General features: G+C 72.5%; 16 protein-coding genes and 1 riboswitch. Of the genes, 11 read left to right on the forward strand and 5 right to left on the reverse strand.

What is annotated here, in order from left to right:
- Positions 1-14 precede the first annotated feature (14 nt).
- Positions 15-5,558 carry an outer membrane protein assembly factor BamB family protein gene (locus V7793_RS13770; protein WP_336006282.1) on the reverse strand — a complete coding sequence of 1,848 codons (5,544 nt, stop codon included), beginning with the start codon at positions 5,556-5,558 and terminating at the stop codon, positions 15-17.
- A gap of 592 nt (positions 5,559-6,150) precedes the next feature.
- Between V7793_RS13770 and V7793_RS13775 the strand changes: the two genes are divergently transcribed.
- Positions 6,151-6,753 carry a DinB family protein gene (locus V7793_RS13775; protein ID WP_336006285.1) on the forward strand — a complete coding sequence of 201 codons (603 nt, stop codon included), beginning with the start codon at positions 6,151-6,153 and terminating at the stop codon, positions 6,751-6,753.
- Between the two features lie 337 nt (positions 6,754-7,090).
- Here V7793_RS13775 and V7793_RS13780 read toward each other — a convergent pair whose 3' ends face one another.
- From V7793_RS13780 to aceA, 3 genes are all read right to left on the reverse strand, one after another.
- Entirely contained in the window at positions 7,091-7,957 is an 867-nt protein-coding gene (locus V7793_RS13780) for a 3-hydroxybutyryl-CoA dehydrogenase (protein ID WP_336006289.1), read from the reverse strand.
- Entirely contained in the window at positions 7,954-9,558 is a 1,605-nt protein-coding gene (gene aceB / locus V7793_RS13785; RefSeq protein ID WP_336006292.1) for a malate synthase A, read from the reverse strand. The genes V7793_RS13780 and aceB overlap by 4 nt, the downstream gene beginning before the upstream one ends.
- Positions 9,559-9,632: 74 nt before the next feature.
- Positions 9,633-10,913 (reverse strand): isocitrate lyase, encoded by a 1,281-nt coding sequence (gene aceA, locus V7793_RS13790; protein ID WP_336006296.1) that lies wholly within the window; start codon positions 10,911-10,913, stop codon positions 9,633-9,635.
- 321 nt (positions 10,914-11,234) lie between these two features.
- On the opposite strand from aceA, the gene V7793_RS13795 reads away from it, so the two are divergent.
- From V7793_RS13795 to V7793_RS13825, 7 genes are all read left to right on the forward strand, one after another.
- Positions 11,235-12,644, forward strand: a complete 1,410-nt coding sequence (locus tag V7793_RS13795) for a short-chain fatty acyl-CoA regulator family protein (protein ID WP_336006300.1) — start codon at positions 11,235-11,237, stop codon at positions 12,642-12,644.
- Between the two features lie 117 nt (positions 12,645-12,761).
- Positions 12,762-12,939: riboswitch (cobalamin riboswitch) on the forward strand.
- Between the two features lie 193 nt (positions 12,940-13,132).
- Positions 13,133-14,632 carry a CoA-acylating methylmalonate-semialdehyde dehydrogenase gene (locus V7793_RS13800; RefSeq protein WP_336006303.1) on the forward strand — a complete coding sequence of 500 codons (1,500 nt, stop codon included), beginning with the start codon at positions 13,133-13,135 and terminating at the stop codon, positions 14,630-14,632.
- A complete protein-coding gene (locus tag V7793_RS13805; protein ID WP_336006307.1) occupies positions 14,629-15,786 on the forward strand; it encodes an acyl-CoA dehydrogenase family protein in 1,158 nt (385 codons plus the stop codon). The genes V7793_RS13800 and V7793_RS13805 overlap by 4 nt, the downstream gene beginning before the upstream one ends.
- Positions 15,783-16,859, forward strand: a complete 1,077-nt coding sequence (locus tag V7793_RS13810; protein WP_336006311.1) for an enoyl-CoA hydratase/isomerase family protein — start codon at positions 15,783-15,785, stop codon at positions 16,857-16,859. Before V7793_RS13805 ends, V7793_RS13810 begins: the two co-directional genes overlap by 4 nt.
- Complete coding sequence (gene mmsB / locus V7793_RS13815) at positions 16,856-17,785, forward strand: 3-hydroxyisobutyrate dehydrogenase (RefSeq protein WP_336006315.1); 930 nt, start codon at positions 16,856-16,858, stop codon at positions 17,783-17,785. The genes V7793_RS13810 and mmsB overlap by 4 nt, the downstream gene beginning before the upstream one ends.
- On the forward strand, positions 17,782-18,597 hold the full coding sequence (locus V7793_RS13820) for an enoyl-CoA hydratase (protein WP_336006321.1): 816 nt from the start codon (positions 17,782-17,784) through the stop codon (positions 18,595-18,597). Before mmsB ends, V7793_RS13820 begins: the two co-directional genes overlap by 4 nt.
- 28 nt (positions 18,598-18,625) lie before the next feature.
- Positions 18,626-19,567, forward strand: a complete 942-nt coding sequence (locus tag V7793_RS13825; RefSeq protein WP_336006324.1) for an NAD-dependent epimerase/dehydratase family protein — start codon at positions 18,626-18,628, stop codon at positions 19,565-19,567.
- Positions 19,568-19,625: 58 nt separating this feature from the next.
- Here V7793_RS13825 and V7793_RS13830 read toward each other — a convergent pair whose 3' ends face one another.
- Positions 19,626-20,516 carry a LysR family transcriptional regulator gene (locus tag V7793_RS13830; protein WP_336006327.1) on the reverse strand — a complete coding sequence of 297 codons (891 nt, stop codon included), beginning with the start codon at positions 20,514-20,516 and terminating at the stop codon, positions 19,626-19,628.
- A 705-nt stretch (positions 20,517-21,221) separates the two neighbouring features.
- Here V7793_RS13830 and V7793_RS13835 point away from each other — a divergent pair.
- From V7793_RS13835 to V7793_RS13845, 3 genes are all read left to right on the forward strand, one after another.
- A complete protein-coding gene (locus V7793_RS13835; protein WP_336006332.1) occupies positions 21,222-22,394 on the forward strand; it encodes a sedoheptulose 7-phosphate cyclase in 1,173 nt (390 codons plus the stop codon).
- A gap of 42 nt (positions 22,395-22,436) precedes the next feature.
- A complete protein-coding gene (locus tag V7793_RS13840) occupies positions 22,437-23,627 on the forward strand; it encodes a DegT/DnrJ/EryC1/StrS family aminotransferase (RefSeq protein ID WP_336006336.1) in 1,191 nt (396 codons plus the stop codon).
- Between the two features lie 46 nt (positions 23,628-23,673).
- Positions 23,674-24,592, forward strand: a 919-nt coding sequence (locus tag V7793_RS13845) for a hypothetical protein (RefSeq protein ID WP_336006340.1), incomplete at its 3' end; no start/stop codon positions are given.

Consider the following 24,592-nt stretch of genomic DNA (forward strand, 5'->3'; position numbering starts at 1 on the left):
ATGCGGAAGATCGCCTACGGGAGGTCGGCCGGGGCGCGGCCGAGCAGCAGCTGGTCGAAGAGCGCGCCGCCGCCGTTGCTGCGCAGGCTGAGGCTGGTGACCCGCGGCAGCCTCCCGCCGGTCAGCGCCCACAGGTCGAGGCGCACGGTCGTCCACGCGGTCGGCAGCGCCGCCACCCTGTGCTCCACGAGCACCGAGTCGGGGCGCCACGCGGAATCCCCGGCGGACACCACGACCGCGGGGCTCGGCCAGGCCGGCCCGATCCGCAGCCCGATCCCGGTGGTCTGCGGACCGGCGGTCCTCCAGGCGAACCGGAGGTGGCGGTACTGACCCGGCCCGGGGTTCTCCGCGATCTCGAAGTTCCAGTCGGGGACCGCGTGGCCGAACGTGGCGCCCATGAAGAGCGGGTGCGCCTCGCCCGGCCCGCTCAGCTTCAGGCACGTGGCGCCGGAGTACGCGCCGCCCTGCTGGAAGGCGAAGGCGGGATTGTGGCCGTGCTGCAGGGCGGCCCGCAGGTCGCCCACCCGTTCGTCGAAGAGGACCGCGCGGGGCCGCCGGTTCAGCACGTCACGGTGCGAGTTGCCCAGCGCCCGGCCGTGGAGGACCAGCTCGCCGAGGCGGAGGTTGCCCGCGGGCCAGGCGCCCCCGCCCGTGGTGACGAACCGGAACCGCGCGGCCTGCAGCGGCCGGCCGAGCACGTGGCTGTGCACCGCTTCGTCGGACAGCAGCATGGGCCCGTCGCGCCACAGCTCGCTCTCGGCCTCCCACCACTGGAGGCGGACGTCGCGCAGCCACGACTCGGGGTGCGCGGGGTCCTCGGCGAAGGTGACGCCGGTGAGCTCCACCTGGGTGCGGAAGGTGTCGACGGTCAGCAGGAACTTGCCGTGCCAGCCGCTGTCCACCAGGTTGACCACCGACCAGGGCAGCCACGGCCCGGCGGGCGGGTCCGGCCTGCCGTCGTGGAGGATGCCGGTGGGGTTCTGCGCCGTCAGGTCGACGACCCGCACCGGGTCGGTCAGCTCGGCGCGGATCAGCGCGTGCGTGTCCGCGAGCAGGTTGGGCGTCAGCGGCAGCGGTGGATGCGCCGCGTTGCCCCAGCCGGTCCTGCGCACCACCGGCACCGGGTCCGGCGCGCGCAGCTTCGGGCGGACGTCGGTCTCGGCCGGGGCGAGCCTGCTCCGCCACCGCGGGCGCAGGTCGGTCCCGTAGCGGATCACGGTCCCCGCCCAGGTGGCCGCCAGCAGGTCGCCGCCGGGCAGCCAGGCCGGCACGGGCAGCGCCCTGAGGTCCGGCGCCGCCAGGAGGGTGCCGTCGCGGCTCAGCACGGCCAGGGTGCCGAGCTCGCTGCCCACGGCGATGCGCGCCCCGTCCGGTGCGACGCGGGGGCGCCGCAGGAGGTCGTCGCCGGTATACGTCCACAGCAGGCCCCCGCCGACGTCGACCGCCTTGAGCTGCCTGCCCGAGGTGACGGCGATGAACGACCCGTCGGCGGAGACGGAGACCTCCTCGGCGGCGACCGGAACCGTACGGACGAGCGCCCCGCCGCGGATCACGAACAGGCGGCCGCTCCCGGCGTCCGACCGGATGACGACCGTGCGCCGGTCCCCGCTGACCACCCCGCCCCCGAAGGTCTCCGAGCCGCCGGTGACCGTCATCGACCACAGCGTGGCGCCGTCCGCGGCCGACAGGCCGGTGATCGTGCCCCGGCCGAAGGCGACCAGCGTCGTGGCGTCGACGGCGAGCAGCCGCAGCGGGGTGCGCCGGTCCGCCCACCATTCGTGCGCCCACTTCCGGTTCCCCGCGCCGTCCCACACCGCGAGCCCGAGGTCGCCGGACGTGGCGACCCACGACCCGTCCGGCGCCACCGCGAAGTTGTTGAGCCCCGTGTCGTAGCCCCACTCGCCCCGCGCCCAGTCGGTGGCCCGCTTCGGGAGGCCGAACAGGGCGAAGCGGCGCCGCGGCACCCCGGCCGCGTCCAGGAGGTAGAGGTGGTAGCCCTCGGCGCTGAGCACGTCGAAGCCCTGCACGGCGAACCCGCCGGCCACGGCCGTGGGGGCGAAGCCGAAGAAGTGCCCGGCCTTCTGCCGCCAGCTCGTCCGGCCGGTGGCGAGGTCGACGCCGTACAGGTTGTGGTCCCAGTTGAAGGCGGTGAGCGCGGCGGTCCGGCCGTCGGAGGACACCGCGACGTCGCGCACGTGCGGACCGAAGGCCTCCTCGGGCGCGGACGGCAGCGGTCCGTGCACCAGCGGCACGACGGCGTACAGGCGCGCGGGCACGCTGCGCAGGTCGGCGGTGAACTCGCCGCCGAGCGGGGAGACGGTCCCGCCGGTGAGCAGGTCGACGACCTTGTGCAGCAGCGGGACGTTCAGCTTCAGCTTGGCCGTCACCGGGATCCGGTGGGACGACAGCAGGCCCACCCGCCAGGCCTGGCCGGGCTCCCAGTCGAGCATGGTGTTGTTGACGGCCCAGACGTAGCGGACGCCCCCGGCGGTCCACTCGCTCAGCAGGACCTCAGGGTTGTCGCACTCGGCGACCGGCGGGACGGCCGCCAGGGTCCGGCGCAGCACGTCGGCGTGGCCGAGGAAGTACCGGCGGAAGCGGTAGTAGGCCGCGTCGTCGTTCTGCGGCGCCTCGTCGTGGCCGACCCGGTCGAAGGAGACGCCGAGGGGCGTGAAGCCGGTGAGCAGCTCGGCGCGGGACGTGCCGTCGAAGAAGACCGGCACCCCGGCGCTGCGCAGCGCCGTCTCCAGCGGCGGGTCCAGGGCGACGCGCTGGCCGACGACGAGCACCGCGCCGTACCGGCGCAGGACGTCGGCGCTGCCGTCCTCGGCGAAGACGAACGACGCCGGCCGGTGCGCGTACAGGCAGGCGTTGTAGGCCTCGAAGAGCCCGGCGAAGTACCCGGTGAACACCTTCCCCTCGTCCACCTCCAGGCGCTGCATCCGGGTGGACACCACGATCGCGACGCGGTTCGCGTTCTCCGCGGCGGCGGTCGCCGGCCCGAGCCGGGCGATCATGTCGAACGCGGCCCGCAGGACCGACGTCCTGCCCGCACCCCCGGAGCGGGGGTCCCCGGGCTGCGGCCCCGGCCCTCCGTTGCGCTCGTCGGCGAGGGCGCGGCCGCCGAGGTGCTGGGCGCCCGCGTCCCCGGTCATGCCCGTGCCGTTCGCGCCGCGCATGACCTGCTGCAGCAGGGTCGGCAGGAACATGCCGCCGGTGCCGTCGTCGTTCCACAGCTCGGGGTGCCCCCACACGGGCTTGCCCGGCCTGCGGTAGAAGTCGACCGCGTGCCCGGTGACCTGCGGCGGCTGGATCTGCTCGGCCTGGTGGTGCAGGTCGACCTCGTCGGCCGGGCCGAAGATGATCTGCGGCGGGCTGTGGATCGCGCGGTAGGGCGCGGTCATCGCACCGATCCTGCCGGTGGACACCGCCTGCAGCACGGCGCGGAAGTGGGCCGCGGCATCGGCCTTGAGGGCGAAGCTCCGGTCGGTGACGGTGTCGAGCACGGCGGACCACGCTCCCGTGGCCCGCGCCGTCTGCAGCGCCGCCAGGTACGCGGCCCTCTCCGCGGGGCTCTGCGCGGCGTCCGCCCCCACTTTGACCACCCACCAGTTCGCCGCCCAGCTCCACCCGCGGAACGCCGCGTAGGGCAGCAGCGCGGCAGTGGTCGCCCTGAGGGCGGCGTCCTTCTGCTCCTGGGTGCGGGGTTCGTGGTTGCGGGGGGTGTCGAACGGCAGCAGGGCGTCGTTGTAGAGCAGGATCGCCTGCTCCTGCATGCCGTACGCGCCGTAGCCGGCGATCGTCCGGCGGCTCGGGTCCTCGAAGACGGCCTTCTCCGGCGCCACCGCCACCGGGTCGGCGGTCAGCCGCGCGACGGTCTCCGGGTCGGCCGGCAGCGGTACGAAGCGGGCGGCGAAGTCGATGCCGAGGCGGTCGACGAAGAGGTTCAGTCCGAGCGCGCGGGCGCGGGCGAGGTGCGCTGCGGTCGTGTCCGGCACGTCGGCGAACCGCGGCAGGTCGGACAGGGACTGGTCCAGGACCGCCCGGCGCGGGTCGGCAGGGAAGGAGAACGCGTAGATGTCGCCGTGCTGCACGATGTGGAACGCCGGCTTCTCGGCGAGGCCCGGGCCGATCTCGAGGTACTGCGGCGCGACGGTGAAGCCCGGAAGAGCGGCGTCGAGCACGTACCGGCCGGGCTCCCACGCCCCGGTGGACGCGGCGTCGAACGTCAGCTCCCCCTTGCCGCTGCGCAGCGTGACGTCCTGGGCCGTGACCTCGCGGCCCTCGCGCAGGACCTTCAGCCGTACGGTCGCGGGCGGCTGCGCCCCGGCGGCCGTCCGAGCGAGAAGGGTGACGGGGACGGCCTCGCCGCGGCCGTAGTAGAAGCGGTTCAGCGGGGTCAGGACCGACAGCGTCCCGCTCGCGCCCGCCGCCCCCGGCGTGCGGATCTCGACCACGCCGTCCACGACGTAGTCGCTGTACCGGCCGCCGACGTCGGGCGACACCCGCAGGTGGTGGAGGCCACGGGCCCCGGGCGGCGGAGAGACCGCGCCGCCGGAGACCGGCAGCTCGGTGAACTCCGGGACCCCCAGCGGGCGCAGCCACACCCTGAAGCGCGGGTCCCCGGCCCACCGGCCCCGCTCATGGGTGATCGTCAGCGGCACCGGCGTGCCCGCCGTCCACACTTCCGCCGGGTAGCCGACCACGAGCTTCTCGACATCGGCGGCCACCCGCCGGAGCAGCGCGCCGGTGCGGCGGTCGTACACCTCGAACAGCGTGGCCGGATCGGACCGTCTCAGCAGGATCTCGTCGCCCCGCAGGCGCAGTTCCGTCGCCGCGTACCGGCTGTCCGGCAGCGCCAGGGTGAGCGATCCGGCGGGGGTGCCGTCCAGACCGAAGATCCTGACCTCGCGCCCGGCGGGCAGCACGTGGAGACGGCCGTCGTCGGCCAGGTCGAACAGCCCCCGGCGGTCGGGCCCCGCAGGCCCGGCCCGGACGCTCCACAGCGGCGTGCCGTCGAACGCGGACGCCCACACCACCCCCGACGGCCAGAGCGTGTAGAGCCGGGACCGCCCCTCCGCCACCCGCAGGCCCACCGCGCCGCGGTCCGCTGCGGCGCCGAGCCGCCCGAGGCCGTGCACCGCCACCACGCCACGGGGGTTCAGCCGGAGCACCCGCAGCTTGTACTGGTCGATGCCGTAGAAGTCCCCGGACTCGCCCGCCTCGACCGCGGACGGCGCGGCATAGCCGTCCGCGTCGCTGGTGGTGAAGTCGTCGATGTGGCCCAGGGGCGCGAACCCGGCGTCCCAGAAGGCGATGCGGTGCGGGAAGTGCGCCTCCGCGGTGGCGATCACCCCGGCCGCATTGGCCGTGGCGGCCAGCACCGCATACCCGACCCGGCCCGCGCGCGGCGCCGAGCCGTCCCGGGCGGTGCGCAGCACGCGGCCGTTGCCGGGGGAGGCCAGATAGACGTTCCCGTCCCGCCCGAGCCCCAGCCGTGCCGCTGCCACATCGAACTTCGGGTCGCACCGGGAGATGTTTTGCTCCAGAACCCTCATAATTGGCACCTTCTTTTCCAGAAAGGCCCGATGTGGCCCTCTCAGGCTCCCAGCACGGGAGCGGCCGGCGCAATGGCCGAGGCGGTGACATGTGACGCGATGGCAGGTATGGGACAGGGGGCATGCGATGTGAATGCGGCAAGGTTCGCCGGACCGTGCACCCCTCTTGTCGCCGAGGCCGGGCGGGTGTTCGCTGGAACGAGGTAACCGCGCGTCGAAGGAGGACAGCCGGCCATGACCCTTCACGAGCCCGCCCCGGCGAACAGTGCCGACTGCACATGCGGACCGGGCTGCTCATGCTCATGCGCGTGCCACGGCGGCGGATGAGGTAGGACCCCGGATGCGGATCCAAGGCACCCGGATGACACAGGGGCCGGTCGGCGGGTGCCGGCCGGCCCTTCGGCGTGGGCCCGTCGCACACATCACCACCACGCCCAGCGGAAGGCGGCCACGCCGCACCTCATGCCGGTCACCGTCGACGGTGCGCAGCAGGTCAGGGCGGCGGCCATGGCCCGGCCTCGGCGCTGCCTGTCGTTGCGGACCCCGTACGGGATCTTGAGGCCACGAGCAGCCCATGGCAGGCTCGTGCCGCATGATCGATGAATTCGCGAAGGACAACCTGCACGGGAGACTGCGGCGGGACCGCAAGGCGCTGCTCTGGAAGCTCGACGGCCTGTCCGAATACGACGCCCGCCGGCCTCTGACAGCGACCGGGACCAACCTCCTCGGCCTGGTCAAACACGTGGCCACCGTCGAGGCCAGGTACTTCGGCGAGGTCTTCGACCGCCCTTCCCCGGAACCGCTGCCCCGGTGGCAGGACTCCGACGGCAGCGATCTGTGGGCGAGCGAGGACGAGACCCGCGATCAGATCATCGGGTTCTACCGGCGCACGTGGGAACACTCGGACGCGACGATCGACGAGCTTCCCCTCGACGCCCCCGGCCACGTGCCGTGGTGGCCGGAGCCTTATGCCGACACCAACCTGTTCGCCGTCATGGTCCATGTCCTCGGCGAGTCCATCCGGCATGCCGGGCACGCCGACATCCTGCGCGAGGGCCTCGACGGCCGGACCGGATTGCGCGCCGAACACGAGCAGCCGATCGACGAGGAAGCCCGTGCAGCCTACTGCGCGAAGATCGAGCAGGCCGCCAGGCCGGCCGCACCGATCAAGGTTGAGAGGTCGTCCGGTTCCTGATGAACTCTGGGCGCCGACCGCCCCGTTGCTCCCGTCGTTCACTGCTCGTCCGCAAGGTGGTGGGACCGCTCCGTGTGACGAGCGGGCCCCTATGTCCGGACGTCAACGACGAACGTGGTCCGCCCCCAGGAGTGGGGAATCGGGCCGCTGTGCTGCCCTGGGGAGCTGCTCGTCGGGACGGCGGGTGCGCTGCCGGCGCTCAGTCCGCCCCCACCACCGGATACGGCACGTGCGTGCGCCGGTCGGGGTCGACGGCCAGGCGGCCGTCCTGCGCACCGCCGTCAGCTTCTTCGGCGCCGGGCCCCTCCGGCCCGGCGCCGGCGGCGGCCCGGGGCGTTCATCCCCGGTCGTACATGTGGAACCCCCTGCCGGTCTTGCGGCCGAGGAGGCCCGCCTGGACCATCCGCTGCAGCAGCGGGGGCGGTGCGTACAGGGGTTCCTTGAACTCCTCGTAGAGGGATTCCGCGATGGAGGCGACGGTGTCCAGGCCGATGAGGTCGGCGAGCTTGAGCGGGCCCATCGGGTGGGCGCAGCCCAGCTCCATGCCGGCGTCCACGTCGGCGGCGGTGGCGAACCCCGATTCGGCCATGCGGACGGCCGAGAGGAGGTACGGGACGAGCAGCGCGTTGACGACGAAGCCGGCGCGGTCCTGCGAGCGGACGACCGTCCTGCCCAGGGCGGCGGCGAAGTCCTCGACGGCGGTGACGGTCTCCGGCGCGGTGTGCAGGGAGGCGACCACCTCCACCAGGGGGAGGACCGGCACGGGGTTGAAGAAGTGCAGGCCCACGACGTGGTCGGCGCGCCGGGTGGCCATGCCGAGGCGCATGACGGGGATGGAGGAGGTGTTGGTGGCGAGGATCGCCTCCGGGTCCTCGACGATCTTGTCCAGGGCGGCGAAGACGTCGGTCTTCACGTCCGGGTTCTCGACCACGGCCTCGATGACGAGGTTCCGGTCGGCCAGGTCGTCGAGGCTGCCGGTGAAGACGAGGCGGGCCAGGGCGTCCTCGGCGGAGGCCCGGTCCAGCTTGCCCTTCTCGACGGCGCGGGCGAGGGACGCCGTGACGCGCTCGCGTGCGGCGTGCGCGGCGGTCGCGTCCGCCTCGCAGACCACGGTGGCGAACCCGGCGCGGGCGCAGACCTCGGCGATGCCGGCGCCCATCCGGCCGCCGCCGACCACGCCGATGCGTCGCGGGGATGCGTTCACGGCTGCACCTCCTGCCGGCGGGCCGGGTGCCGGACGAGGTGGCGGGCGTAGGCGTCGGCGGTGAAGAACGCCGGCAGTTCCTTCGCCAGGGCGGTGCGTTCGAAGATGTCGCGGGCCTGCGCGGCGCGTGCGTGCGGCAGCTCCCCGGCCAGTGCCGCGGTCTCCGCGTCGAGGAGGGCGAGGACCGTGGCGCGGTCGACGGCGCCGTGGCGCATCCACTGCCAGATCTGGCAGCGGGCGGTCTCGGCGGTGGCGGCGTCCTCCATCAGCCCGTGGAGCGCGACGGCTCCGCTGCCGCGCAGCCAGGCGTCGAAGTACCGCAGGGCGACGGCGATGTTCGCGCGGACGCCGTCATCCGTCGGCGGGCCGCTGATGCGGCGGACGGCGAGCAGGTCGGCGGCGCTGACGTCGACGTCGTCGCGGGTGCGGTCGATCTGGTGCGGCCGGCCGTCCAGGACCGCGCCGAAGACGTCGCGGCAGACGGGGACGAGGCCGGGGTGGGCGACCCAGGAGCCGTCGAAGCCGTCCTCGGCCTCGCGCTCCTTGTCCAGCCGCACCTTGGCGAGCGCCGCCGCGTTCGCCTCCTCGTCCCGGCCCGGTACGTGCGCGGCCATCCCGCCGATCGCGTGCGCACCTCGCCGGTGGCAGGTGCGCACCAGCAGCTCGGTGTAGGCGCGCAGGAAGGGGGCCGTCATGGTGACCTTGGCCCGGTCGGGGAGGACGAAGTCGGGGCGGTGCGCGAAGTTCTTGATGACGCTGAAGAGGTAGTCCCAGCGGCCCGCGTTGAGCCCGGCGCCGTGCTCGCGCAGCTCGTAGAGGATCTCCTCCATCTCGAAGGCCGCGGTGATCGTCTCGATGAGGACGGTCGCGCGGACCGTGCCGCGCGGGATGCCCAGCAGTTCCTGGGCGAGGACGAACACGTCGTTCCACAGGCGGGCTTCGTAGCGGTTCTCGATCTTGGGCAGGTAGAAGTAGGGCCCGTGGCCGGCGTCGGTCTGCCGCTGTGCGCAGTGGAAGAAGTACAGGCCGAAGTCCACGAGGGCGGCGGGGGCGGGGCGGCCGCCGACGGTGAGGTGCTCCTCGGTGAGGTGCCAGCCCCGCGGGCGGACCATGATGGTCGCGAGCCGGTCGCCGAGCGCGTACCGCTTGCCCCCGGGCGTGGTGAAGTCGATGCGCCGCTCGACGGCGTCGAGCAGGTTCAGCTGGCCGGTGATGACGTTGTCCCAGGTGGGCGAGGTGGCGTCCTCGAAGTCGGCCATCCACACCTGAGCGCCGGAGTTGAGGGCGTTGACGGTCATGCGCCGCTCGGGTGGCCCGGTGATCTCCACCCGGCGGTCGGTCAGGCCCGGTGCGGGCGGTGCGACGCGCCAGACGGGGTCGGTGCGGACGGCGGAGGTGACGAGGGGGAAGTCCAGGGCCGCGCCGGAGGCGAGGAGCAGGGCGCGGCGGCGGCGCTCCCGGAGCAGTTCGGTGCGCCGGTCGGCGAAGGCGGTGACGAGGCGGCCGGTGAAGGCCAGCGCCTCGGGCGTGAGGATCTCGTCGTGGCGGTGCCCGGGCGGGCCGAGGACCTCGACGCGGGCGGTCAGTTCGGTGGTGGGCATGCGGGGTCTCCATCGGCGGAGCGGTGGGGGCGGGACGAGGACGGTCGTCCCGCCCCCGCCTGGGGCGGGTGTTCCTAGTGGAACTGCTCCTCCTCGGTGGAGCCGGTCAGCGCGGTGGTGGAGGAGGCGGGGTTGACGGCGGTCGAGACCAGGTCGAAGTAGCCGGTGCCGACCTCGCGCTGGTGCCTGACCGCGGTGAAGCCGTCGGCCTGGGCCGCGAACTCGCGCTCCTGCAGGTCGACGTAGGCGGTCATGCCGTGCTCCGCGTAACCGCGGGCGAGGTCGAACATGCCGTGGTTGAGGGAGTGGAAGCCGGCGAGGGTGATGAACTGGAAGCGGTAGCCCATCGCCCCGAGCTCGCGCTGGAACTTGGCGATCTGATCGTCGTCCAGGGCCGCCTTCCAGTTGAACGAGGGCGAGCAGTTGTATGCCAGCATCTTGCCGGGGAAGCGGGCGTGCAGGGCCTCGGCGAACTCGCGGGCCTGGGCCAGGTCCGGGGTGCCGGTCTCGACCCAGATGAGGTCGGCGTAGGGCGCGTAGGCCAGGCCGCGGGCGATCACGGGCGCCATGCCGTTCTCGACCCGGTAGAAGCCCTCCGCCGTGCGTTCGCCGGTGCAGAACCGTGCGTCGAGCTCATCGACGTCGCTGGTGAGGAGGGTGGCGGCGAGGGCGTCGGTGCGGGCCACGATCAGGGTGGGCACGTCGGCGATGTCGGCGGCGAGGCGGGCGGCGTTGAGGGTGCGGATGTGCTGGGCGGTGGGGACGAGGACCTTGCCGCCGAGGTGGCCGCACTTCTTCTCGGAGGCGAGCTGGTCCTCGTAGTGGATGCCGGCCGCACCGGCCGCGATCATCGCCTTGGTGAGCTCGAAGGCGTTGAGGGGGCCGCCGAAGCCGGCCTCGGCGTCGGCGACGACCGGCGCGAGCCAGTCGACGGCCGTGTCGGTGCCCTCGGCGGTGGCGATCTGGTCGGCGCGCAGCAGGGCGTTGTTGATGCGCCGCACCACCTGCGGCACCGAGTTGGCGGGGTAGAGGCTCTGGTCGGGGTAGGTGTGCCCGGCCTGGTTGGCGTCGGCGGCGACCTGCCAGCCGGACAGGTAGATCGCCTGCAGCCCGGCCCGCACCATCTGCACGGCCTGGCCGCCCGTGAGGGCGCCGAGCGCGTGGATGTAGTCGCGCTCGTGCAGCTGCCGCCACAGGCGCTCGGCGCCGCGGCGGGCCAGCGTGTGCTCCTCGCGGACGCTGCCGGACAACTGGACGACGTCCTCCGCGCCGTAGGTGCGCTCGATGCCCTTCCAGCGGGGGTCCGTGGCCCACCGCCGCGCCAGTGCTTCCGCCGCCGTCTGTGCCTGCGCCATGTTCGTCTCCCGGGTGTCGCGTTCCGGACCGCGTCCTGGACCGCGTCGAAGTTCTGTCAATCGTGCGAAGGGAAGCCGCTCTCCCTGTGATGTCATGGCCCACCGTGCCGCAGTCGGGTACGCAAAGGCTCTGTCCGCCCTGGGTTCTTGCGTGGTCCCGGCCCGATTCCGGCTGTGTTCCGCCGGGCCGCACCACGACTCTGGCAGTGGCACTGCGTGCCATCAAGCGTGGCCTTCTGCCAAGTGTTGCGAATCTTCTCCGCATGTTCCGCCAAGTCTGCGAAGGTTCAATTCCCAGTGGAACGCGGACAGGAGCAGACGGTGAGCAAGACGTATGCGGGAGCCCGGCTGCGCCGGCTGCGCGAGGAGCGGCGGCTCAGCCAGGCCGAGTTCGCCCGCGTCCTGGCCATATCCCCCAGCTACCTGAACCAGATGGAGCACGACTCCCGGCCGCTGACCGTCCCCGTCCTGCTGCGTCTGACCGAGGCGTTCGGCGTCGACCCCGCCTTCTTCTCCGAGAGCGGCACCACCCGCGTCCTCGCCGACCTGCGGGAGGCGCTCGCCGACGAGATCGCCGGCGCCCGGGTCTCCCCGTCGGACCTGTCCGAACTCGCCTCGCGCCTGCCCGCGGTCGCCGCCGTCCTGCTCGACCTGGGCCGCCGCAACCAGGCCCTGACCGAACGCCTGGCGGAGGCCGCGGACGGCCGGGGCGGGAGCGGCGGCACCGGCCCGGCCGCGCCCCGCTCCCCCCACGAGGAGATCCGGGAGTTCTTCTACCGCCGCCAGAACTACCTCCACGGCCTGGACGTCGCCGCCGAGGAACTGGCCGCCGGCCTCGGCATCCGCCCCGGCGGCGTGCTCCCGGCCCTGGCCGCCCGCCTCACGCAGCGGCACGCCGTACGGCTCGTCGCGGACTCCGACCGCCTGCACCACTACGACCCGGCGCTGCGGACCCTGCACCTCTCCGGCCGTCTCCGCCCCGGCCAGCGGGCCTTCCGGATGGCCACGCAGCTGGCCCTGCTGGAGTTCGCCGACGAGCTGTCCGCGCTCGCCTCGGAGGACTACGACGAGGGCTCCACCACGTGGTCGCTCGCACGGATCGGCATCGCCAACTACGTGGCCGCCGCGCTGATCCTGCCGTACGGCGCCTTCCTCGCGACGGCCGAGGAGCTGCGCTACGACGTCGAACGGCTCACCGACCATTTCGGCGTCGGCTACGAGACCGTCTGCCACCGGCTCAGCACGCTCCAGCGGCCGCGGCTGCGGGGCGTGCCCTTCTCGTTCGTCCGCGTCGACCGCGCCGGGAACATGTCCAAGCGCCAGTCCGCGACCGGCTTCCACTTCTCCCGCGCGGGCGGTACCTGCCCGCTGTGGAACGTCTACGAGGCCTTCGCCGCGCCCGGCCGCATCCACGTGCAGATCGCCGCCATGCCGGACGGGCAGCGCTACCTGTGGACCGCCCGCACCGTCACCCGCCAGCGCGGCGGCTGGGGCGAGCCCGGCAAGACCTTCGCCATCGGGCTCGGCTGCGAGATCCGGCACGCCTCCCGGCTCGTCTACTCCGACGGCCTCGACCTGGCCAACGCCTCCGCCGCCACGCCCATCGGCATGGGCTGCCGCATCTGCGAACGCCTCGACTGCCCGCAGCGGGCCGTGCCCCCGCTCGGCCGCCCTCTGGCGATCGACGAGAACAGCAGCACGTTCGTGCCGTACCCGGTGGCGGACGAGTGACCGGGCCCGGGAAGCGGCCGCAGTGACCGGACCGCGGAAGTGACCGGGCCGCGGAAGCGATCACGCCGCGGAAGTGATCACGCCGGGGGTGGACTTACTAGGACGTCCAACTATATGTTCGTGACCAAGGCCCGCGGTGCAGGGAAGCCGGTGTGAATCCGGCACGGTCCCGCCACTGTGACCGGGAAGTGTGCCGTCGACAGCACGCCACTGACGAGATGCGTCATTCGTCGGGAAGGCTGGCGGCGCGCGGTGATCCGGGAGTCAGGATACCGGCCGCGGGGTGTTCCGTGTTGTCCACGAGGATGGAGCAGACACGCATGGCACCGGTCCGTACTCACGACCCTGGTGATCCGGCGGAGCGCGCACACATGTCCGCGCGCTCGTAGCTCTTCACGGCCCTCCGGAGCTCTTCGCGGTTCCGCACAGGGCCACGGCGCCCCATGCCCATCCCCGGATCTCACCTGACCTGACGAGAGCAGGCTTCCATGGTCCGTGAACTGACACATTTCATCGGCGGCAAGCACACCCCCGGAACGTCGGGACTCTTCGCCGACGTGCATGACCCCAACACCGGCACCGTACAGGCCCGGGTGCCCCTGGCCGGGCGCGAGGACACCGCGGCCGCGATCGCCGACGCGGCGGCCTCGCAACCGCAGTGGGGCGAGTGGAACCCGCAGCGGCGCGCCCGCGTCCTGCTGAGGTTCCTGCAGCTGGTCGAGGGCGAGCGCGAGGCCCTCGCCCGCCTGTTGTCCGCCGAGCACGGCAAGACGATCGCCGACGCCCACGGGGACATCCAGCGCGGCCTGGAGGTCGTCGAGTTCGCCGCGGGCATCCCGCACCTGCTCAAGGGCGAGTTCACGGACAACGCGGGCACGGGCATCGACGTCCACTCGCTGCGCGGCCCCCTCGGCGTCACCGCAGGCATCACCCCCTTCAACTTCCCCGCCATGATCCCGCTGTGGAAGGCCGCGCCCGCGATCGCCTGCGGGAACGCGTTCGTCCTCAAGCCCTCCGAGCGCGACCCGTCCGTGCCGCTGCGGCTCGCGGAGCTCTTCCTGGAGGCGGGGCTTCCCCCGGGCGTCTTCAACGTGGTCAACGGCGGCAAGGAGGCCGTCGAGACCCTGCTGGAGGACCCCAGGGTCCAGGCCGTCGGCTTCGTCGGCTCCACGCCCATCGCGGCGCACATCTACGCCACCGCGGCCGCCCGCGGCAAGCGCGCCCAGTGCTTCGGCGGCGCCAAGAACCACATGGTCGTGATGCCGGACGCCGACCTCGACCAGGCCGCGGACGCCCTGATCGGCGCCGGGTACGGATCGGCGGGCGAGCGCTGCATGGCGATCTCCGTCGCCGTCCCCGTCGGCGAGGAGACCGCCGACGCCCTGGTCGCCAAGCTCAAGGAGCGCATCGGCGCGCTGCGCATCGGCCGCTCCGACGACCCGGACGCCGACTTCGGCCCGCTGGTGAGCCGCGACGCCCTGGACCGCGTGCGCCGCTACGTGGACATCGGCACCACCGAGGGCGCCGAACTGGTCGTCGACGGGCGCGGCTTCGTCCTCCCCGGCCACGAGAACGGCTTCTTCGCCGGGGCCACGCTCTTCGACCGCGTCTCCACCGGCATGCGGATCTACCGGGAGGAGATCTTCGGCCCGGTGCTCTGCGTCGTCCGCGCCGCCGACTACGAGGAGGCCCTGCGGCTGCCCAGCGAGCACCCGTACGGCAACGGCGTGGCGATCTTCACGCGGGACGGGGACACCGCCCGGGACTTCACCCGGCGGGTGAACACCGGCATGGTCGGCGTCAACGTGCCCATCCCCGTACCGGTGGCGTACCACACGTTCGGCGGCTGGAAGCGCTCCGGCTTCGGCGACCTCAACCAGCACGGGCCGGATGCGATCCGCTTCTACACCCGTACCAAGACCGTTACCTCGCGCTGGCCCTCCGGGGTCAAGGAGGGCGCGAGCTTCACCATCCCCACGATGCGATGACGACGATGACCGGCACCATGCTCTCCGGCGAGCAGCTCGCCATCGCCGAGACGACGCTCGACTTCGCCGAGGAACACCTCGCCCCGCACGCCGTCGCCTGGGACCAGGGCAAGCACTTCCCCGTCGACGTCCTGCGCAAGGGCGCGGACCTGGGGCTCGGCGGCGTCTACGTCCGCGAGTCCTCCGGGGGCTCCGGCCTGACCCGCTCCGACGGCGTCGTCGTCTTCGAGACCCTGGCCACCGGCTGCCCCTCCATCGCCGGCTACCTCTCCATCCACAACATGGTCGCCTGGATGATCGACCGCTACGGCGACGACGCCCAGCGCGCCCGCCTGCTCCCGGCGCTGTGCTCCATGGACTTCCTGGGCAGCTACTGCCTCACCGAACCGGGCGCCGGCTCCGACGCGGCGGCCCTACGCACGCGCGCCGTGCGCGAGGGCGACCACTACGTCCTCACGGGCGTCAAGCAGTTCATCTCCGGCGCCGGCACCTCGCAGGTCTACATCGTCATGGCCCGCACCGGCGAGCCCGGGCCCCGGGGCGTCACGGCCTTCGTCGTCGAACGCGACGACCCCGGGCTGTCCTTCGGCCCCGACGAGAAGAAGATGGGCTGGAACGCCCAGCCCACCCGCCAGGTGGTCCTCGACGGCGTGCGCATCCCGGCCGGCCGCCGGCTCGGCGCCGAGGGCGACGGCTTCCGCATCGCCATGCACGGGCTCAACGGCGGCCGCCTCGGCATCGCCGCCTGCTCCCTCGGCGGGGCGCAGAGCGCGCTCCACCGCAGCCTGGCGTACCTCGCGGACCGCGAGGCGTTCGGGGCCCCGCTGCTCGACGCGCAGGCCCTGCAGTTCAAGCTCGCCGACATGGCGACCGAGCTGGCGGCCGCCAGGGCGCTCGTCCGCCAGGCGGCGGACGCCCTGGACCAGGGGCTCCCGCAGGCCGCACAGCTGTGCGCGATGGCCAAGCGGTTCGCCACCGACACCGGCTACGCGGTGGCCGACAACGCCCTCCAGCTGCACGGCGGCTACGGCTACCTCAGCGACTACGGCATCGAGAAGATCGTCCGCGATCTCAGGGTGCACCGGATCCTGGAAGGAACGAACGAGATCATGCGCCTGATCGTGGCCCGCGGACTGAAGGAGGCCCTGCGATGACGACGGACGACGACGCACACGTCGTGATCCGTACCGCCGGACGCGCGGGCTACCTCACCCTCGACCGCCCCAAGGCCCTCAACGCCCTCACCCACGCCATGGTGCGCCGCATCGACGGGGCCCTGGCCGAATGGGAGAAGGACCCCGCCGTCGAGACGGTGGTCGTCACGGGCGCGGGCGAGCGGGGGCTGTGCGCCGGCGGCGACATCCGCTCCATCCACGAGGACGCACGCACCGGAGGGTCGGCGTCGGCGGACTTCTGGCGGGACGAGTACCGGCTCAACGCCCTGATCGCCCGCTACCCCAAGCCGTACGTGGCCGTCATGGACGGCATCGTCATGGGCGGCGGCGTCGGCGTCTCCGCGCACGGCAGCGTGCGGATCGTCACCGAGCGCTCCCGCGTGGCCATGCCCGAGACCGGCATCGGCTTCGTCCCCGACGTCGGCGGCACGTACCTGCTCGGCCTGGCCCCCGGCGAGCTGGGCACCCATCTGGCCCTGACCGGTGCGGTGGTGGGCGCGGCCGACGCCCTGCTGTGCGGGCTCGCGGACCACTACGTCCCGTCGGAGCTGCTGCCCGGGCTGGTCGCCGGCCTGGCGCAGGCGTCCGTGCACGACGTCCTCGCCGCGTACGTCCGTCCGGCGCCGCCCGGCGCGCTGGAGGGACAGAGGGAGTGGATCGACCACTGCTACGCGGCCGACACCGTGGAGGAGATCGTGGACCGGCTGCAGGGCAGCGGCGTTCCCGCCGCCCGGGAGGCCGCCGGCACGCTCGCCACCAAGTCGCCGACCGCACTGAAGGTCACGCTGGCCGCCCTGCGCCGCGCCCGGGCGCTCGGCCCCCTGGAGCGGGTCCTGGAGCAGGAGTACCGCGTCTCCTGCGCCGCGCTGGCCTCGCCGGACCTCGTCGAGGGCATCCGGGCCCAGGTGATCGACAAGGACCGCAGTCCCCGGTGGTCCCCCGCCACGCTCGCCGAGGTGGGCGAAGCCGACGTGGCCCGGTTCTTCGCACCGCTCGGCGGGCGGGAGCTCCGCCTCGCCGCCGGTGACTCCCCGCAGGAGGTGCCCTGGTGAGCAGCAGCACCGTCGTCGGCTTCATCGGACTCGGTCACATGGGCGGGCCCATGGCCGCCAACCTCGTCCAGGCCGGACACCGCGTCATCGGCTACGACCTGGTGCCCGGATTGCTGGCCGCGGCCGCGGGCGCGGGCGTCGTAACCGCCGCGTCGGCCGCGGACGCCGCCGCGGGCGCGGACGTGGTGATCACCATGCTGCCCACCGGTCGTCACGTCCTCGCCCTCTACGAGAGTGAGGGGCTCCTCGCCGCGGCGAAGCCCGGCACGCTGTTCGTCGACTGCTCCACCATCGACGTCGCCGACGCCCGGGCCGCGCACGAGGCCGCGCTCGCCGCCGGTCACCGGCCGCTGGACGCTCCGGTCTCCGGGGGCGTCGTCGGCGCCGAGGCCGGCACGCTCACCTTCATGGCCGGCGGGGAGGCGGCGGACTTCGCCCGCGCGGAGCCGCTGTTGCTGGCGATGGGGAAGAAGGCCGTGCACTGCGGAGGCGCGGGCGCGGGGCAGGCCGCCAAGATCTGCAACAACATGATCCTGGGCATCTCGATGATCGCGGTGAGCGAGGCGTTCGTCCTGGGCGAGAGCCTGGGCCTGAGCTCACAGGCCCTGTTCGACGTGGCCTCGACGGCGTCGGGCCGGTGCTGGGCGCTGACCGTCAACTGCCCGGTGCCCGGGCCGGTCCCGGGCAGCCCTGCCGATCGCGACTACGCGCCCGGATTCGCCGCGCCGCTGATGGCCAAGGACCTCGGGCTCGCGGCGAACGCGGCCCGTGCGGGCGGCGTCGACGCGGAGCTGGGCCTGCGGGCGGCGCGGATGTACGCGGAGTTCGCGGAGGGCGAGGGGGAGGGCCAGGACTTCTCCGGAATCGTGCGAGCGATACGCCGACGCTCAGAACCGTCCACGACTCAGAACGGAAGCCCGGAATGACCAACACCACCGACCGCTCCGGCGAGCACTCCACCGACCACGTCTACGAGACCCTCCTGGTCGAACGCAAGGGCCGCACCGCCCTCCTCACCCTCAACCGCCCCAAGGCCCTCAACGCCCTCAATCTGCAGGTGATGAACGAGGTCGTGGCGGCAACCGAGGCCCTCGACCGCGACCCCGGCGTGGGCTGCATCGTCCTCACCGGCTCGGAGAAGGCCTTCGCCGCGGGCGCCGACATCAAGGAGATGCGCCCGCAGAGCTACATGGACATGTACCTCAGCGACTGGTTCACCGCCTGGGACCGGCTGGCACAGCTCCGTACCCCCACCGTCGCGGCCGTCTCCGGCTACGCCCTCGGCGGCGGCTGCGAGCTGGCGATGCTGTGCGACATCCTGCTCGCCGCCGACACCGCGGTGTTCGGCCAGCCGGAGATCAAACTCGGCGTCATCCCGGGCATCGGCGGCTCGCAGCGCCTGACCCGCGCGGTCGGCAAGGCCAAGGCGATGGAACTGTGCCTGACCGGCCGCACCATGGACGCCGCCGAGGCCGAGCGCGCCGGCCTGGTGTCGAGGATCGTGCCCGCCGATGAGCTCCTCTCCGAGGCGCTGGCGGTCGCCGAAACCGTGGCGGGCATGTCGGCACCCATCGCCATGATGGCCAAGGAAGCCGTCAACCGCGCCTTCGAGACCACGCTCGCCGAGGGCGTCCGCTTCGAACGCCGGCTGTTCCACGCGGTCTTCGCGACGGCGGACCAGAAGGAGGGCATGGCGGCCTTCGTCGGGAAGCGCCCGCCGGAGTTCACCAACCGGTAGGCGTACACATTCGCGCTAGTGTGCGCATGTGAGTCTTTATGTAGTCGTGGGATTCGGGCCCGCCGGTGCGGCCACCGCCCGGCTGCTGGCCGAGCGGGGCCATGCGGTGCGGGTCGTCACCAAGTCGGGGCGGAGCCCGGAGCCCGGCATCGAGCACGTCGCACTCGACGCCGCGGACGGCGGGCGGCTGGCCGAGGCGGCGCGGGGCGCGAGCGCGATCTTCAGCTGTGCCGCGCCGCCGTACCACCGCTGGGCGAGCGACTGGCCGCCGCTGGCCTCGTCGCTCTGCGCGGCGGCCGAGGCCACCGGGGCCGTCCTGGTCATGCTGGGCAACCTCTACGGCTACGGCCCGGTGGCCGGTCCCTTGACCGAGCAGTTGCCGCTCGCCGCGACCGGCCCCAAGGGGAAGGCGCGCGCCGCCGTCTGGGAGCAGGCCCGGAAGCTGCACGAGCAGGGCCGCATCAAGGCGGTCGAGGTGCGGGCCTCGGACTTCTTCGGCCCCGGCGTGACCGACGGCGGGCACCTGGCGGCGCGGGTCGTGCCGGGCCTGCTGCGCGGCAAGCCGGTCTCCGTCCTCGGCGACCCGGACGCCCCGCACAGCTGGACCTATCTCCCCGACGTCGCCCGGGCCCTGGCCGAGGTCGCGGGCGAGGAACGGGCCTGGGGAAGGGCCTGGCACGCCCCGACGGAACCCCCGCTCTCCACCCGCGAGATGACCACCCGCCTGGCGGCCGAGGCGGGTTCGGGCCCGGCCGCGGTCCGCAGGCTCTCACCGGCGGTCCTGGGCGTCGCGTCCCTCTTCTCCCCGCTCCTCCGCGAACTGAAAGAGATCCGCTACCAGTTCGACCGCCCGTTCGTGACCGACTCCAGCGCCTACGAAGCCGCGTTCACGGTACGGGCCACGCCCGTCGAGGAGCAGGTGAAGGCGACGGTGGAGTGGTGGCGGGAGCGCCTGGCCGCCGCAGGCTGACCAGGGGGCGGGGTCGCTGCGCGGCCGCTCGTCGAGGGCGGACGAGGGGCCGGAACGCTCACCGGACCAGGGCCGAGGAGAACTCCCTGCCGGCAGCAGCCGCAAGTTGCTCGGCCAGGGGGTGCGCGCCCCGTTCGGGCAGCGCGAGGGACACCTGGACCGCGGGGGCGTTCCGCACCGGCACGTACACCACCGACGGATGGCTGTTGCGCCGGGTGGCCAGCTCCGGCACCGTGCCGATGCCCCGGCCGGCGGCGACGGCCTCGAGCCACTCGTCGTGGTTGCTGCACACGGCGCCGACCTCGGGGCGGTGATGGGGCGGCCAGAGGTCCGGGGACGTCGTGCCGCTCACCGTGTTGCGGACCAGCGGCCAGTCGGCGAGTTCCGCCCAGTCCACGTGGTCGCGGCGGGCCAGCGGTGAGTTGCGCGCGACGGCCGCCACCCGGGTCTCCTCCCACAGCGGGAGCGCGGCGACGGGCAGGTCGCGGGGGATGCGGCGCAGCAGGGCGACGTTGGTGTGCCCGCTGTGCAGGCCGGCCGTGGCCGTGTCGTCGCGCACGAATTCGAAATCGACTCCGGCCTCCTTCGCGAACCGCGTGACGAACCGGGAGAACTGCTCGGGCAGCAGCCAGCAGAAGCCGATCCGCAGGACCGAGGACGAGTGCAGCCGGCTGATCGCCCGGTCCAGCTGGACGTACGCCTCCCGGAGGTCGGCATGGAACGTCCTGCCCTCCGGAGTAAGGCTGAGGTGGCGCGTGGAGCGGTTCAGGAGGCGGGCGTTGAGTGCGGTCTCCAGGCGCTGGACGGCGCGGGAGACGGTGGGCTGGGTCACGTGGAGACGCTGGGCGGCGCCGGTGAAGCTGCCCGCCTCGACGACCGCTATGAAGCACCGGAACTGGGACAGGTCGACGTCTGTGTTCCCGACAGCCGGACGCACCTGTTCACGCATCGTCAAAGTCCCCCTCATACGCTCCTGGGATACCGGATCGACCAGGACGCAACACAAAAGGGGAGCCTGCGTGACGGCGCCGGGAAAACCGGTCGCTCATCCGGTTCTCTCGCTCAATAACCGTGCGGCACCCGCGTGCACCATTGCACGCCCGCCGCTCCCCCGTTCTTACGGTCAGTACGCACCGAAAATCTAGCATCCGGGCTATGCCGACGAGGCCCGGCCGATCGCGCAACCAGCGCCGCACCGGACCGCGTCGGCCCCGGCCACCCCGGCCACTTGGGCTCCCCTTTGCCAATCCTGTACCTTTAACGTCCCTCTTACGCCCGTACGGGCCGCATCGGCGCCATAAACTCCGCACTCCGTCAAGTTTTCACAAAGGGCGGGGCATTTATGACGCTCATCACAGGCGAAGGCTTTGAGCCGGAAGGCTTGATCCCACCCCTCCTGTACAGGGAATCCGTCCTCGGGAGAGGTCCGGGCGGAGCGGGGGCGCGGCACGGAGCAGACGTGCGGCGCATGCATTCATACGCATGCCGAATAAATGATGCGCGGTAGTAATTTCCCTTGGCGATCAAGCCCGCCTAGGGTTCGATACATGCTCAGCGCAAGGGCTTTCCCGGCCGGATGGAATCCCTTTCCAGCGGTTCCCGCATGCGCTGATTCCCCTGCTCCCCTCATGTATTCACCCAGGAGGGAAAACCCATGTCTCCCGCCATCCACAACACGCTGGACATCGAAGCCGAACTGCAGGTGAAATATCACGTCTCCATCACCAGGGACGTGCTCTCCCCGGACAACCCGCTGCTCCTTGAAACCGTTGACCGCAGCGCCTCGTCCGGAAAGCAGCTCGTGATACTCGACGCGGCGCTGTCCGCGTTTCTCCTGGACCGTGTCAAGGCGTACTTCGCCGCCCACGACGTGGCCGTCGAGGTGATCGAGGTCGACTCCGGAGAGGTCAACAAGAACCTCGACACGTGCCTCGCCATCGTCGATGCGCTCGAGCGGTCGGGCGCGCGCCGGCAGAGCAACCCGCCGATCGCGATCGGCGGGAACGTCCTGATCGACGTCGCGGGCTTCTCCGCCAGCATCTACCGCCGGGGCATTCCCTGGGTACGCGTGCCCACCACCCTCCTGGGGATGATCGACGGCAGCGTCTCCGCCAAGACGGCCGTGAACCACCAGGGCAACCGCAACCGCCTGGGCACCTTCCACCCCGCGATGCGGACCGTCGTCGACACCGGCCTTCTCGCCTCGCTGCCCCGGCGGCACCTGGTCAACGGGTGCGGCGAGATCCTCAAGATGGCCATGATCAAGGACAGCCGCCTGTTCTCCCTGCTGGAGGAGCATGGTCCCGGCCTGGTCGCCTCGCACTTCCGCACGGAGCCCGCGGAGGAGGTCATCACGCGGGCCATCGACGGCATGCAGTCCGAGCTCCGCCAGAACCTCTGGGAGAAGGACCTGCGCCGCATCGTCGACTACGGCCACACCTTCAGCCCCCCGATCGAGATGGCCGTCGTCCCCGAGCTGCTGCACGGCGAGGCGGTGGCGATCGACTGCCTGTTCACCGCGCTGCTCTCCTACGTCCGGGGCGGGCTCGGCGGCGCCGACGTCCAGCGGGTCGCCCGCACCATGCACCGCGTCGGACTCCCCCTCGACCACCCGCTGTTCTACGACATCGACATGCTCGAGCGCGCCATGGACGAGGCGCGGCTGCACCGCGACGGCAGCCTCAACCTGCCGATCGTCCAGGAGATCGGCTCCTGCACCTTCACCCAGGAAGTGACCCGGGACGAGCTGCACCAGGTCACCGCCCTGCTCAAGGCCGTGGCGCAGTCCGCCGGCGAGGACCTGCCCGCCCTCGCCCTGCAGCGCTGAGCACCCGCACCCCCTACGCACCACCACACCAGGAGGAGACCCGTGCCGGGTCCAGGATTTGAATTCCTCGGCGACGAGGAGCGACGCAACATCGACCAGGTACTCGAGAACTGGAGCCTCACCCGGTACCTGTTCGACGATCCGGAGGAGCACTCCTTCGTCCGCCGGCTGGAGCGCGACGTGGAGGACCTCTTCCGCAGCGGCCCCTCGATCGCGGTCAACAGCGGCACCTCGGCCCTCGCCACGGTCCTCGCGGGGCTGGGGATCGGTCCCGGTGACGAGGTCATCGTCCCCGGCTACACCTACGTCGCCTCCATCGGATCGATCGGCCACTTCGGCGCGACGCCGGTCCTCGCGGAGGTCGACCGGTCCCTGACCCTCGACCCCGAGGACGTCGAACGCAGGATCACGCCCAGGACGCGTGCCGTCATGGCCGTGCACATGCTGGGCGCGCCGTGCGACATGGGACGGCTGCGGGAGATCGCCGACCGTCATGGCATCCTGCTCATCGAGGACGCCGCACAGGCCTGCGGCGGAAGCTACCGGGGCTCCCGGCTGGGGACGATCGGCGACGCGGGGGCCTATTCGTTCAACCCCTTCAAGGTGATCACCTGTGGCGAGGGCGGCATGGCCGTCTTCCGCGACCGCACGGCCTACGCCCGCGGATTCGCCTACCAGGACCAGGGCTGGCCGCCCCTGCGCGACAACAACGGGGCCGGCACGGGCGAGGCCACGTTCGGCCTGAACCTGCGCATGCCCGAACTGAGCGCGGCCGTGGCCTGCGCCCAGCTGCAGCGGGTCGACACCGTGCTCGCCGGGACCCGCGGCATCAGGGACCGGCTGGTCGAGCTCATCGAGCCGCACGAGGGCATGCGGCAGCGCGACCTCAACGACGCCGAGGGCGACTGCGCCAACGTCGTCGTCCACACCTTCGACAGCGCGGACCGCGCCCGCGAGGTGGCCGCGAAGCTCTCCACCAAGCCCCTCGTCGACTCCGGCCGCCACTACTACGGCAACATGCCCCAGCTGAGCGGGAACACCTCGATCCGCTATGCGCAGGGCGACCTGCCTCGCACCGACGACCTGCTGTCCCGTTCGGTCGCGATCTCCGTCGGCGTCTCGGACGCGCACCTCGGTTCCGGGTTCGGCGTCGGCGTGCGCAGCACCGACGAGGACGTCGCCCGGGCCGCCGAGGCGTTCAACTCCGCGGTCCGGTCCGCGGTGCTCGCGTGACCGCCCGTACCCCCTTCTCCTCACGCCACATGGATCGGAGCATTCGGTGAAGAACAGCCTGGACGGTTTCTCCATGGCGGTTCCGGACGTGGACGCCGCGGCGCACCTGTTCCGGACCGTCTTCGGCGCCGAGGTGCTGCCGGCCGCGCCCGGACAGCAGATGGCGGACGGCCCGGCAGCGGTCGTCGTGGACGACCACGGTGTGCCCGCCCGCAGCGCCCTGCTGCAGCTCGACCCGCAGACCCGGCTCCGCCTCTTCTCGTACGAGGCGACCGCCGGGGCGGCGTTCGACGCCTCGGTCGTGGACATCGGCACCGCACACTTCTGCTTCCGCACCGGGAACATCGCGCAGGCCGCGCAGTTCCTCGCGCAGTGCCCGGGGATCAGGATCCTCGGCGACGTCATGGAGATCCCCGAGGGGCCGCTGCGCCATCACAAGTGGGTGTACTTCCGCTTCCCCTGGGGTGCGTACGGCGAGCTCCAGGAGTGGCCCGGGTCCCCCTCGGCGGAGGCCTCGGAGCTGTTCCACGGCCAGGTGCCGCAGGAGGCTTCCCCGGTCCCCACCCTGATGGGGATCGACCACGTGGGCTACAGCGTCCGGGACCTGGAGGCCGCGGTCGGCCTGCTGACGAGCTGCTTCGACGGCCGCCGCGTCCTGGGGTCCGTCATCTCCTCCGACCGGGACCTGATGAGCCGCCAGTTCGAGACCCCCGTCCCGGCGCTGTCGAAGATGGCCATGGTGCGCATCGGGGAGCACACCAACATCGAGCTGTTCGAGCACGTGGTGGACGAGGGCCGGCGGACGGGTGACCGGCTCGCCGTCGGAGCGTCCCGCATGACCTTCAGCTCGGACGACACGGCCGGATCGGTCGCGGAGCTGACCCGCCGCTTCGGCTTCTCCGTGACCGGAGCGGCAGGGGCCGGGTCCCCCGGGGCCGGGACCCTGCTCACCGCGGGCTCGGGCC

This window comes from Streptomyces sp. KLMMK (assembly GCF_036961605.1).
Taxonomy (GTDB): Bacteria; Actinomycetota; Actinomycetes; order Streptomycetales; family Streptomycetaceae; genus Streptomyces; species Streptomyces telluris.